This is a genomic window from Stenotrophomonas sp. YJH_SMC_94-11 (genome assembly GCF_059370435.1).
In genome coordinates, this window is sequence record NZ_JCAFTR010000006.1 from 62,049 (window position 1) to 73,528 (window position 11,480).

11 protein-coding genes are annotated in these 11,480 nt (G+C 68.3%); 5 read left to right on the plus strand and 6 right to left on the minus strand.

Going from position 1 to position 11,480, the window contains the following annotated elements; translation table 11 throughout:
- Positions 1-372 precede the first annotated feature (372 nt).
- Positions 373-750 (minus strand): DUF4124 domain-containing protein, encoded by a 378-nt coding sequence (locus AC5P74_RS12045; RefSeq protein WP_065196267.1) that lies wholly within the window; start codon positions 748-750, stop codon positions 373-375.
- A gap of 80 nt (positions 751-830) precedes the next feature.
- Here AC5P74_RS12045 and pssA point away from each other — a divergent pair, with 80 nt between their 5' ends.
- The 3 genes from pssA to rimI are packed head-to-tail and all read left to right on the plus strand — an operon-like array spanning position 831 to position 2,607.
- Positions 831-1,607 (plus strand): CDP-diacylglycerol--serine O-phosphatidyltransferase, encoded by a 777-nt coding sequence (gene pssA, locus AC5P74_RS12050; RefSeq protein WP_049414341.1) that lies wholly within the window; start codon positions 831-833, stop codon positions 1,605-1,607.
- Positions 1,604-2,113, plus strand: a complete 510-nt coding sequence (locus tag AC5P74_RS12055) for a hypothetical protein (RefSeq protein ID WP_053500385.1) — start codon at positions 1,604-1,606, stop codon at positions 2,111-2,113. The genes pssA and AC5P74_RS12055 overlap by 4 nt, the downstream gene beginning before the upstream one ends.
- A complete protein-coding gene (gene rimI, locus AC5P74_RS12060; protein ID WP_005415208.1) occupies positions 2,110-2,607 on the plus strand; it encodes a ribosomal protein S18-alanine N-acetyltransferase in 498 nt (165 codons plus the stop codon). Before AC5P74_RS12055 ends, rimI begins: the two co-directional genes overlap by 4 nt.
- 142 nt (positions 2,608-2,749) lie before the next feature.
- Here rimI and AC5P74_RS12065 read toward each other — a convergent pair whose 3' ends face one another.
- The 4 genes from AC5P74_RS12065 to AC5P74_RS12080 form a co-directional block, all read right to left on the minus strand.
- The gene (locus AC5P74_RS12065) at positions 2,750-3,571 is read right to left on the minus strand and encodes an EamA family transporter (protein WP_005415209.1); all 822 of its coding nucleotides are present in this window, start codon (positions 3,569-3,571) and stop codon (positions 2,750-2,752) included.
- 133 nt (positions 3,572-3,704) lie between these two features.
- Positions 3,705-6,533, minus strand: coding sequence for a valine--tRNA ligase (locus AC5P74_RS12070; protein ID WP_171957962.1), 2,829 nt, complete (start codon positions 6,531-6,533; stop codon positions 3,705-3,707).
- Positions 6,534-6,605: 72 nt separating this feature from the next.
- Positions 6,606-7,031, minus strand: coding sequence for a DNA polymerase III subunit chi (locus AC5P74_RS12075; protein ID WP_005415211.1), 426 nt, complete (start codon positions 7,029-7,031; stop codon positions 6,606-6,608).
- Between the two features lie 82 nt (positions 7,032-7,113).
- Positions 7,114-8,592 carry a leucyl aminopeptidase gene (locus tag AC5P74_RS12080; RefSeq protein WP_070489624.1) on the minus strand — a complete coding sequence of 493 codons (1,479 nt, stop codon included), beginning with the start codon at positions 8,590-8,592 and terminating at the stop codon, positions 7,114-7,116.
- A 104-nt stretch (positions 8,593-8,696) separates the two neighbouring features.
- Between AC5P74_RS12080 and lptF the strand changes: the two genes are divergently transcribed.
- Together lptF and lptG are read left to right on the plus strand one after the other, a co-directional pair.
- Entirely contained in the window at positions 8,697-9,779 is a 1,083-nt protein-coding gene (lptF, locus tag AC5P74_RS12085; protein WP_495204951.1) for an LPS export ABC transporter permease LptF, read from the plus strand.
- Positions 9,776-10,882, plus strand: a complete 1,107-nt coding sequence (gene lptG, locus AC5P74_RS12090) for an LPS export ABC transporter permease LptG (RefSeq protein WP_206620175.1) — start codon at positions 9,776-9,778, stop codon at positions 10,880-10,882. Before lptF ends, lptG begins: the two co-directional genes overlap by 4 nt.
- A 90-nt stretch (positions 10,883-10,972) precedes the next feature.
- Here the strand turns inward: lptG and AC5P74_RS12095 are convergent, their stop codons facing one another.
- Complete coding sequence (locus AC5P74_RS12095; RefSeq protein ID WP_495204952.1) at positions 10,973-11,464, minus strand: RDD family protein; 492 nt, start codon at positions 11,462-11,464, stop codon at positions 10,973-10,975.
- Positions 11,465-11,480: the final 16 nt, after the last annotated feature.

The following is an 11,480-nucleotide window of genomic DNA, read 5'->3' on the forward strand; positions in this document are numbered from 1 at the left end:
GGGGTCAGATCCGTTTTCCGCAGGAAAACGGATCTGACCCGGATTCAACTCGAGATCCGACAGATTTCATCCACGCATGGCGTGGATCTACTGACCACCGGGGATCTGTCGGGGGTGGGGTGGTGTCGGATTGCGGGGTGTCAGCCGCATGGACCCGAGGCATGCCTCGGGCGGGTTGGGCAGGACGCCCAACCCCGGTCTTGCCGTGTGCGCAGGACAGCGCACACGAGCAAGCGGCTGCCAAGCCTACATGGACGTACTTGCGGCGTCCCCGCAATCCGACACCGCCCCGCCATTCCACGGAATGCCCGCTTTTGACGTTGCCGTTGCTTGCAGCCTCTGCAGGTGCAGGGCGCAGCCCTGCCGATACCCTTAACCGGCCGGTGGGCAGTACGCCTTGATGGCGGCCTGCGCCAATCCCTTCTGCGCGGTGTGCTGCTCCGGGGTCAACGGGGTATCGGCCTTGCCATCACCATCGGTGTCCTGCATCACCTGGCCACCGCCGTCCAGCAGGGCCAGGTTGGCCCGGGCCGTGCTGCACTGCTCGGGAACCGGGGCGGCCGGGGTCTCTGTGCTGGCCGCGGCCTGCGGGGTTCGGGCCTGCTCGCGGGTCTCGTACTTCTTGCCCGCCGGTGGGGTCTCCGAGTACTGGGTCACGCCATGGGCGTCCTTCCATTTGTAGACGGGACCGGCCACGGCGTTGGCACTGGCCAACAGCAGCAGGCATCCAAGGCAGGACAGGGCACGCATGGCAAACTCCACGGAATGGGCGTAGAACGCCGATTGCAGCATTGGCGCCGAGCACTGGCAAGTCGATTAAACTGGATTCCATGGACCCGATCACACCGCCGCCGCGCTCGCGCACGATTTACCTGTTGCCCAACCTGTTCACCACCGCCGGCCTGTTCTCCGGTTTCTACGCGATCATCGCCGCGGCCAACGGGGATTTCGTCAACGCCAGCATCGCCGTGTTCGTGGCGGCGGTGATGGATGGCCTGGACGGGCGCGTGGCGCGCCTGACCGGTACCAGCAGCGAATTCGGCGTGCAGTACGACTCGCTGGCTGACCTGGTCAGCTTCGGCATGGCCCCGGCGCTGGTGATGTACCACTGGTCGCTGTCGTGGCTAAAGTTCGATGATCCGCTGCTCGGCCGCGTCGGCTGGGCCGTGGCCTTCCTGTATGCGGCCTGCGCGGCACTGCGCCTGGCCCGCTTCAACACGCAGGTGGCGGTGGTCGACAAGCGCTGGTTCGTTGGCCTGGCCAGCCCGGCCGCAGCGGGCCTGATGATGTCCTTCGTCTGGGCGTTCGCCGACGGCAACCTGGGCTGGGATGGCAACCAGCTGCGCTACGTGGCGCTGGCGGTGACGATCATCGCTGCGCTGCTGATGGTCAGCCGTATCCGCTTCTGGAGCTTCAAGGGCGGCGCGGCCAAGGGCACCCGTTCGGATCGCGTGCCGTTCCTGGTGCTGGCGCTGGTGCCGGTCGCCATTGCCATCGCGGTGATCGACCTGCCGCGCGTGCTGTTCGCGGTCGGCATCCTGTACGCCCTGTCCGGCCCGGTGATGTGGGCCGTGCAGCGCCTGCGCAAGAAGCCCGAGGCCGCGTGAGCCAGGACCTGCCCGTGCTGTGGTCGCCGGCCCAGCAGGCCTGGCTGCAGGCCATGGGCTATACCGTCTATCACGACGGCCAGCTGGCCGCCGAGCTGGATGCCGCATTGCAGTTGAGCGTGGCCGAAGCCGAGGCCAGTGTTGCCCCGCCGGAACCGGAGCCGGTGCGGGCCGCTGTGCCGCCGCGCGACGCCCACGCCGCGACCGCGACCGCAGTACGCGCGGAACGCCCGGCTCCGCCGCGCCGCGAAACGCCGGTCAGTGCCCCGGATACCGTGCCGGCGGCTGAGCGCCCGCTGCCCAGCGGCAACGCACGACAGCCGGTGGTACGCCTGCCCGATCGCCTGCAGATCGCGCTGCTGCGCGCGTCCGGCTGCAACCCGAACGACCCGGCGACGCAGGTGCTGATGGACAGCTGGCCGCTGGACCAGCTGCGCCGTGACCCGGCCGCCAAGCGTGCGCTGTGGCCGCAGCTGCGTGCCCTGCGCAAGCGGGGTGCGCGGTGAGCGCGGTGACCCGGCCCGGCCCGGTCAGCCTGCGTGCGCTGCGCGAGAGCGACCTCAATGCCGTGATGGCGATCGAGCTGAGGGGCTATCCTTTTCCCTGGACCCGCGGCATCTTCATCGACTGCCTGCGCGCCGGCTATCCCGGCCTGGCGATGGAGCGCGATGGCCTGCTGGTCGGCTATGGCGTGCTCAGCATCGCCGCGGATGAAGCGCACGTGCTCAACATCTGCATCGACCCGCTGGCACAGTCGCGCGGGCTGGGCCGCCAGCTGCTGCGCGCGATGGTGCAACTGGCCGCCGACCGTGGTGCCCAGCGCGTCTTCCTGGAGGTGCGTCCGTCCAACACGCCGGCGCTGGCGCTGTACCACAGCGAAGGCTTCAACGAGATCGGCCGCCGCCCGCGTTACTATCCGGCCGCACAGGGCCGCGAGGACGCGGTGGTGATGGCGATCGAGCTGGTCGACGGCGACCTGCAGGTGATGCCGCCGCTTTAACGCAGACGGGTTGCCGGCCAGCGGCCGGCACTACCGGTTGCCGCCAACCTTGGTTGGCAGCAATGCGCCGACCAAGGTCGGCTACTACCAAGGCGTGCAATGGCATATCCGGTAGGTGCCAACCTTGGTTGGCACGCTCTGCTCACGCCAGCCGCAACGCCAGCACGCCACCGACGATGAGCGACGCTGCCAGCCAGCGCGCGCGTGGTATCCGTTCGCGCAGCAGGAACACCGAGATCAGCAGCGCGAACAGGATCGAGGATTCGCGCAGCGCCGAGATCATCGCCACCGGCGCCTGGGTCATGGCCCACAACGCCATCGCATAGGAGGCGGTGGTGCCGACGCCACCGGCCAGTCCCAGCGGCCAATGCTGCCGCGCATAGTCCAGTACCGCGCCGCCGCGCGTGTACAACGCCCACAGCGGCAGCGGAATGCCCGACAGCAGGAACAACCACAGCGTGTAGCTGAGCGCGCTGCCGGACTGCCGTGCACCCTGCGCATCGACCAGCGTGTAGGTGGCGATCATCGCTGCGGTCAGCAGCGGCAGGCGCAGTTGGCCGCCACGCGCACCCACTGCCATGCACAGGATGCCGGTGCTCACCAGCACCACACCCAGCCACGCTGCAGCGGGCAATGGTTCACCGAGCAGGGTGCCCGCCAGTGCGACCAGGATCGGCGCGCTGCCACGCATCAGCGGGTAGGCCAGGCTCATGTCGACCTGCTGGTAACAGCGTGCGACCAGCCCGTAATAGGTCACCTGCAACAGCACCGATGCGCCCAGCCAGGGCCAGCTGTGCGCGGCGGGAAAAGGCAGGAAGGGCAGGGCGGCGGCCGACAGCAGCGCGGCGCTGCCGGTGACCAGCACGGTGCCGAGGAACTTGTCCGGCCCGCGCTTGACGATCGCATTCCAGCTGGCATGCAGTGCCGCAGCGGCGAGAACCAGCAGGAAGATCGAAAGAGGCATCCGGCGATGATGCCATGCGGCGGAAATGGAAACGCCGGGCATCGCCCGGCGTTTCCGATTCCGCTTGGGTGGGTGCCAACCTCTCCCGGCGTGGTAGGTGCCAACCTTGGTTGGCACGCACCAGAGCGCGGCGTTACAGCTTCGCGCGCTGTTCGCGCAGGCCGGCCAGCTGGGTGTTCCAGTCGGCCAGGCGCACGCGTTCCTGCTCGACCACGGCCGGCGGCACCTTGTCGGTGAACTTGGCCAGCTTGGTCTCGCTCTTCTCCTTTTCGGCTTCGACGCGAGCGATTTCCTTGTCCAGGCGCACGCGCTCGGCATCGAGATCGACCAGGCCTTCCAGCGGCACCAGCAGCTTCAGCTCGCCCACGATCGCGGCGGCCGCCGGCGGTGCGCTTTCGCCTTCGGCCAGCCACTGGATGCTGTCCAGCTTCAGCAGGAACGACAGCGAAGCGCTGAAGCGTTCAATACGCACGCGGTCCTGTGCCAGGCCGGCCTGCAGGCGCAGCGGCACCAGCTTGGACGGTGCGACGTTCAGCTCACTGCGCACGCGGCGCACGGCACTGATCACCGCCTTCAGCCATTCCACGTCGGCCTCGGCCTGGGCGAAATCACCGGCGAATTCGGCGGCGGTCGGGTACGGGCGCAGCGACAGCGTGGTTTCGGCCAGGCCCAGGCGCGGGGCCAGCTGCTGCCACAGCTGTTCGGTGATGAACGGCGTGAGCGGGTGCAGCAGGCGCAGCAGTGCTTCCAGCACGTACAGCAGGGTGTGGCGGGTGCTTTCGGCATCAGCCGCGTCGGCACCGTTCAAGGCCGGCTTGCTCAGCTCCAGGAACCAGTCGCAGAACGCGTTCCAGGCGAACTCGTACAGGCACTGCGCCAGGAGGTCGAAGCGATACGCGGCGAAATGGCCCTGAGCTTCGGCGGTGGTGGCGGCCAGGCGCGCGAGGATCCAGCGCTCGGCATCGGTGCGCGGCTTGGGCACGCCGGTGAACGCAGCGCCTTCGGTGTTCATCAGGGCGAAGCGGCTGGCGTTCCACAGCTTGTTGCAGAAGTTCTTGTAGCCCTCGGCGCGGTTCATGTCGAACTTGATGTCGCGGCCGTGGGTGGCCAGCGCGGCGATGGTGAAGCGCAGCGCGTCGGCACCGTGGGCGGCGATGCCGTCCGGGAATTCCTTGCGGGTGGCCTTCTCGATCTTCTCGACCATCTTCGGCTGCATCAGGCCGCCGGTGCGCTTGGCGACCAGGTCGTCGATGGTGATGCCGTCAATGATGTCCAGCGGGTCGAGCACGTTGCCCTTGCTCTTGGACATCTTCTGGCCCTGGCCGTCGCGGATCAGGCCGGTGAAGTAGACGTCCTTGAACGGGATCTTCCCGACCAGGTTGTCGGTGGCCATGATCATGCGCGCCACCCAGAAGAAGATGATGTCGAAGCCGGTGATCAGCACCGACGATGGCAGGTAGCGGTCGAAGCCGCGCTCGGCCATGGCCTGCTCATTCGGCCAGCCCAGGGTGGAGAACGGCCACAGCTGCGAGGAGAACCAGGTCTCCAGCACGTCGCTTTCCTGGTTCAGCACCACGTCGCTGCCCAGGTTGTGCTTCGCGCGCACTTCCTCTTCGCTGCGACCGACGTAGCAGTTGCCGGTGGCGGCATCGAACCACGCCGGGATACGGTGGCCCCACCACAGCTGGCGGCTGATGCACCAGTCCTGGATGTTGTTCATCCAGTGGCGGTAGGTGTTGATCCAGTTCGGCGGCACGAAGGAAATGCTTCCGTCCTCGACCAGTTCCAGGCCACGCTTGGCCAGGTCGTCCATCTTCACGAACCACTGGTCGGTCAGGTACGGCTCGATCACCTGGCCGGTACGGTCGCCGCGCGGCACCTGCAGCTTGTGTGCCTTGGTCTCGACCAGGATGCCCAGGTCTTCCAGTTCGGCCAGCACGGCCTTGCGCGCTTCATAGCGGTCCAGGCCCTGGAAGCGTTCCGGCGCGTTTTCGTTCAGCGCCGCCACCGGGGTGAACAGGTTGATCATCGGCAGGCTGTGGCGCACGCCCACTTCGTAGTCGTTGAAATCATGCGCCGGGGTGACCTTGACCACGCCGGTGCCGAACGCGCGGTCCACGTAGTCGTCGGCGATCACCGGCACGCGGCGGCCAGTCAGCGGCAGCACCACGCTCTTGCCGATCAGGTGCGCATAGCGCTCGTCTTCCGGGTGCACCATCACCGCGGTATCGCCCAGCAGCGTTTCCGGGCGGGTGGTGGCGACGACCAGATAGTCGCGGGTTTCGCGCAGCGTTTCCACGCCGTCGGCATCGCGCTCGACGTGCTCGTAGCTCAGGCCTTCGTCCAGCGTGTAGGCGATCGACCACAGGAAGCCGTCTTCCTCGGCGCTCTCCACTTCCAGGTCGGAAATGGCGGTCTTCAGCACCGGGTCCCAGTTCACCAGGCGCTGGCCGCGGTAGATCAGGCCCTGCTCGTACCAGCGCACGAAGGCTTCATTGACTGCCGCCGACGGCTGCGGGTCCATGGTGAAGGTGCTGCGCGACCAGTCGGCGGAGGTGCCAAGGCGACGCATCTGGCGTTCGATGGTGTCGCCGGACTGCTGCTTCCACTCCCAGACCTTGCCGATGAAGCCCTCGCGGCCCAGCGAATCGCGGGTCTCGCCCTTGCCTTCCAGCGCCAGGTTGCGGCTGACCACCATTTCGGTGGCGATGCCGGCGTGGTCGGTACCGACCTGCCACAGCGTGTCGTAGCCGCGCATGCGGTGGTAGCGCACCAGCGCGTCCATCAGGGTCTGCTGGAAGGCGTGGCCCATGTGCAGGGTGCCGGTCACGTTCGGCGGCGGCAGCAGGATGGTGTACGGCTCGCCCGTGCCGGACGGCTTGAAGTGGCCGGCCTTCTCCCAGGCCTCGTAGAGGTCGGTCTCGAAGGACTTCGGGTCGTAGCTGGAGGCGAGTTGGGTCATGCGGGGGAACCAGGAGGTAATCGTTGAAGGATCAGGGCGCGGCGGCGGCCCATCAAGGGGGCCGGGGCGCGCTCACATGTCGTGCTTGTTCAGGTCGTAACCGGCGGCCTTGTACTGGCGCCAGCGCTCGCGCAGCGGTTCGCGCGCTTCCGGATCGGCCGGCACCACTTCCAGCACGCGCTCGCACTGGCCCAGCCAGGGCTCGTCGCGCAGGTTGATCACCAGCGGACGCGCCGGTGCCTCGGTGCCGGGTACCGCGATCAGTACCAGGGCCTCTTCCTCGTCCATGTCTTCGCCGGCGATCTGGTGCGGGATGTAGGCGTCGTTGTCGAACGCCCACAGCAGCTCGTCCAGCTCCTCGGCCTGGGCCTGGTCACGGGCCAGCACCAGGGTGAACAACCCGGCGTCGTTGGCCTTGCGCGCCAGCTCACAGACCAGGCGCAGCGGCTCGGTCAGGAAGCGGGGCTTGGCGATCAGGTAGAAGTCGGCGCGGGGCATGGCAGGGTCCGGGTCAGGCAGGGGCCCGGCAGTGCCGGGCGAGGCCCCGGCCGGCGTCTGCCGGCCAGGGTCGGGTACGGCATCAGGCGCGGGCGGCCTGGTCCAGCAGCCACTGGCTCAGCAGGCCGACCGGGCGGCCGGTGGCCATGCCACGCTTGCCTTCATCGCTGGCCACGCCGGCGATGTCCAGATGGGCCCAGCGCTGGCCTTCGGCGAAGCGCGACAGGAAGCAGCCGGCGGTGATCGCGCCGGCCCAGCGGCCACCGATGTTGTAGACGTCGGCGAAGCTCGAATCCAGCATCGGCTGGTACTCGTCCCACAGCGGCAGGCGCCAGGCGCGGTCGAACACGTGCTCGCCGGCGGCCAGCAGCTCGTTGGCCAGGTCATCGTGCTTGCTCATCAGGCCGGCGGTCTGGTGGCCGAGGGCGACCATGCAGGCACCGGTCAGGGTGGCGACGTCGACCAGCGCGGCCGGCTCGAAGCGCTGCGCGTAGGTCAGCGCGTCGCACAGGATCAGGCGGCCTTCGGCGTCAGTGTTGCCCACTTCGATGGTCTTGCCCGACATCGAGGTGATCACGTCCGACGGACGATAGGCGTTGCCATCAATGGCGTTTTCCACCGCCGGGACCACCACGACGAGGTTCAGCGGCAGCTTGGCCTTGACCGCAGCGACGAAGGTGCCGATGACGTTGGCGCCACCGCACATGTCGTACTTCATCTCTTCGATGCCGCCTTGGGTCTTCAGGTTGACGCCACCGGTATCGAAGGTGATGCCCTTGCCGACCAGTACGTACGGCTTGGCGTCGCCAGCGCCGGTCCACTTCAGCACGACCAGGCGCGGGCGGTTGGCCGAGCCACGGGCCACGGCCAGCAGCGAACCCATGCCCAGCGCTTCCATCTGGTGCTCGTCGAGGATCTCGGCTTCGGCACCGTCGTGCTCGCCGGCGAACTTTACGCCCACGTCGGCCAGATAGGCCGGGGTGCAGTAGTTCGGCGGCAGGTTGCCCAGCTCACGGGCGAACTCGACACCGGCGGCGATGGCCTGGCCCTGTGTCAGGGCCTGGCTGTCGTCACCGGCGATGGCCAGCTGGGTCAGACCGGCGTCGTCGGCCTTCTTCTTGCCCAGGGTGGCGGTATAGCGGTAGGCGGCGTGATCGGCGGCGATCACCGCCTGACGGATCGCCCAGGCCGCGTCGCGGTCCTTCACCGCCACTTCGGACAGGGTGAACAGTGCGCTGCGGGCAGCACCGGCCTTCAGCGCGCGCACGGCGTCGCCCACGGCCTTCAGGTACTGCGGCACGCCGAAACGGGCGGCTTCACCGAGGCCGACCACCAGCACGCGCGGGGCCGTCACGCCCGGCAGGTCGTGCAGCAGGGTGGTTGCGCCGGTCTTGCCGGACAGGTCGCCACGCTCGGCCAGGGCCGCCAGGCGGCCACCGCTGGCGGCATCCAGGGCCTGCGCGGCCGGGGTCAGGGTATGGTCGGCATACGCGCCGACCACCAGGCAATCAACGGTGGCGGCGGCCGGAGCAACGTGGTTCAGGGTGAATTCGAGGGCCATTGAGCAGATTCCATTGGCGAGTCCGTACAATCGCAGGCCGTTTACGCCCAGACAGTAGACTGGGCGGCACCGCGAACGAACCCCAGAGTTTAAACCACCGCCCCATGCTGAAGCTCGACCGATACCTGCTGGGCGATTTCGTCCAGAGTTTCCTGGCTACCCTGATCGTCCTGCTGGTGGTCAGCGTGGGCGGCGTGCTGGTGGACATCCTCGGCAACATCGCCGACGGACGCCTGCCAGCCAAGCTGCTGTTCTCCCAGCTGGGCCTGCAGTTCATCGCCTACCTGCCGCTGATCCTGCCGCTGGCACTGATGCTGGGCCTGCTGCTGGCCGTGGCGCGGCTGTACCGCGACTCGGAAATGGCGGTCATCACCGCCATTGGTGTCGGCCCCAAGCGACTGCTGCGGCCGCTGCTGACGCTGGTGGTGCCGGTGGTGCTGCTGGTCGGCGCCTGCTCGCTGTGGCTTGGCCCGTGGGCAGGCCGGGTGGCCGAGCAGATGATCATCGAGGCCAACCGCAGCGTGCTGATGGCCGGCCTGGAGCCGGGCCGTTTCACGCCGCTGCCCAACGGCGGCGTGGTCTACCTGTCCTCGATCTCGCCCGACGGCACCCAGCTGGGCAAGGTGTTCCTGCAGCGGCAGAAGGACGACCGCCTGGAAGTGGTGTCGGCCAACAGCGGCCGCATGTACTTCGAGGGCACCCGCCAGCGTTTCCTGGAGCTGGATGACGGCCACCAGGTGGAGGGGCCGGTGGCCGGCGCACTCGATTATCGGCTGGCGACCTTTGCCCGCAACGACGTGGCCCTGCCCGACGGCGCGCAGACCCGCACCGAGGACGACCCGGAACTGATGCCGACCCTGCAGCTGATCGGCGATGCGCGCCCGCAGGCGCAGGCGCAGCTGCACCGCCGCCTGGCACCGCCGCTGATCGCGCTGGCCTTCGCCCTGCTGACCGTGCCGCTGGGCCGCAGTTCGCCGCGCCAGCAGCGCTATGGACGCATGATGCTGGCCCTGATGGCCTACATGGTGGGTACCAACCTGATGTTCATCGGCAGTGGCTGGATCGCCAACGGCAAGATCCCGGCCGCGCTCGGCCTGTGGTGGCTGACCCTGCCGCTGCTGGCGCTGGCGATCTGGATGTATGCACGTGATGGCCGCCTGGGCCGCCCGAAGGGAGCCCGCGCATGAGGCTGCGCCCGATGCGTTTCGACCTGTACCTGGGTCGCTCGGTGTTCACCACGGTGCTGCTGACCTGGGCGGTGCTGGTCGGCCTGGACGTGGTGATGGCCTTCTCCGGCGAGTTCAAGGACATCGGCAAGAACGGCTATACGCTGGGCCATGCCGCCGCCTGGGTGCTGTACACGGTGCCGCGCCGCGCCTACACGATGTTCCCGACCGCCGCGGTGATCGGTGCACTGATGGGCCTGGGCCAGCTGGCGGCGACCTCGGAGCTGACCGCCCTGCGTGCGCTGGGCCTGTCGCGCAAGCGCCTGAGCGTGTCGGTGGCGATCGCGCTGTCGCTGCTGACCGCGGTGATGGTGCTCAGCGCCGAGACGCTGGGCCCGTGGGGCCAGGACCGCGCCGACGCACTGAAGTCCAGCGCCAAGTGGGGCCGTGACATCTCCACCACCCGGTACTCGGGGCTGTGGGCGCGCGAAGGCGACACCTTCCTCAACGCCCAGAGCGGCGAGGAGCAGCTGGTGGGCGACAAGGGCACGCGGCTGATCCTGCGCGACGTGCGCCTGTACCGGATCGCCGAAGACGGCAACATCGCCTCGCTGACCCATGCGGCCACGGCCGAGCATGACAAGGACGGCTGGGTGCTGACCGGTGTGCGCCGCGATACCTTCGGCGAGCGCTCGGCCACCCGCCAGGAAGTGGCGCGTGAGCCGTGGAACTCGAAGCTGGATGCGGCGGCGCTGGCCACCGGCATCGCCAAGCCGCGCAACCTCAGCGTGTCCGAGCTGAGCACCAGCATTGCCTACCGCCAGCGTAACGGGCTGGATGCGCGCGACTTCGAGGATGTGTACTGGAGCCGCTGGTTCTACCCGGTGAATGTGCTGGCACTGTGCCTGGCGGCGGTGCCGTTCGCGTTCGGGTCGCTGCGCAGCGGCGGCATGGGCAAGCGCCTGTTCCTGGGCATCCTGTTCGCATTGGGCTTCTGGCTGCTGCAGCTGTTCTTCGGCCGCATGGCCGGCGCGCTGAAGTTCGATTACCGCATTGCCTACGCGTTGCCGCCGATCGTGATGCTGGCGGTGTCCGGACTGCTGTTCCGGCGCAAGTCGGGCTGATCCTGGTTGTTGTAGAGCCGAGCCTGTGCTCGGCTGTCACGTACAGTGCGGAAAGCAGCCGAGCACGGGCTCGGCTCTACAGACAGTGCCTTACCGTTTCGGCATGCGCACCACGCGGGTGCCGCTGGCGCGGTCATGCCAGGTCAGGCGTCGGCGGTCGACCCACGCCCACCAGAATCCCAGCCCGCCCAGCAGCAGGGACAGCGTGCCCACCGCAAAGCGCAGCCACAACTGGCCGCGCCGCAACGGCGTGCCATCGATTGATTGCACTTTCAGCCGCCACGGGCGCATGCCCAGGGTCTGTCCACCGCGGCGCCAACTGGCGGTCGCGTACCAGCCCGTGATCGCCCAGCACACCGCCCACAGCAGCCACTGCCAGGCACTGAACGGCGCGATGTTCTCGCGTTGCGCGTGGCCGCTGAAGGTATAGGCGAGGGTGAACAGCGTGCCGGCCAGCATCCACAGCGCCAGCACCGGCAGTGCGTCGTAGACCATCGCCAGCACGCGCCAGGCCAACAAGGCACGTGGGCGGGGCATTTCGGTAGCGGCCGCAGGGGCCGTGTCGGTGGCAGGGCGGGACATGCGCCGAGCATACGCA

Excerpts from the sequence above, each read along its gene's own strand:
- AC5P74_RS12065 (WP_005415209.1), bottom strand. The coding sequence starts at position 3,571 with ATGCCTCTTTCGATCTTCCTGCTGGTTCTCGCCGCTGCGGCACTGCAT.
- pssA (WP_049414341.1), top strand. The coding sequence starts at position 831 with ATGGACCCGATCACACCGCCGCCGCGCTCGCGCACGATTTACCTGTTG.
- AC5P74_RS12095 (WP_495204952.1), bottom strand. The coding sequence starts at position 11,464 with ATGTCCCGCCCTGCCACCGACACGGCCCCTGCGGCCGCTACCGAAATG.
- lptF (WP_495204951.1), top strand. The coding sequence starts at position 8,697 with ATGCTGAAGCTCGACCGATACCTGCTGGGCGATTTCGTCCAGAGTTTC.
- AC5P74_RS12075 (WP_005415211.1), bottom strand. The coding sequence starts at position 7,031 with ATGCCCCGCGCCGACTTCTACCTGATCGCCAAGCCCCGCTTCCTGACC.
- AC5P74_RS12080 (WP_070489624.1), bottom strand. The coding sequence starts at position 8,592 with ATGGCCCTCGAATTCACCCTGAACCACGTTGCTCCGGCCGCCGCCACC.
- AC5P74_RS12045 (WP_065196267.1), bottom strand. The coding sequence starts at position 750 with ATGCGTGCCCTGTCCTGCCTTGGATGCCTGCTGCTGTTGGCCAGTGCC.
- AC5P74_RS12070 (WP_171957962.1), bottom strand. The coding sequence starts at position 6,533 with ATGACCCAACTCGCCTCCAGCTACGACCCGAAGTCCTTCGAGACCGAC.
- lptG (WP_206620175.1), top strand. The coding sequence starts at position 9,776 with ATGAGGCTGCGCCCGATGCGTTTCGACCTGTACCTGGGTCGCTCGGTG.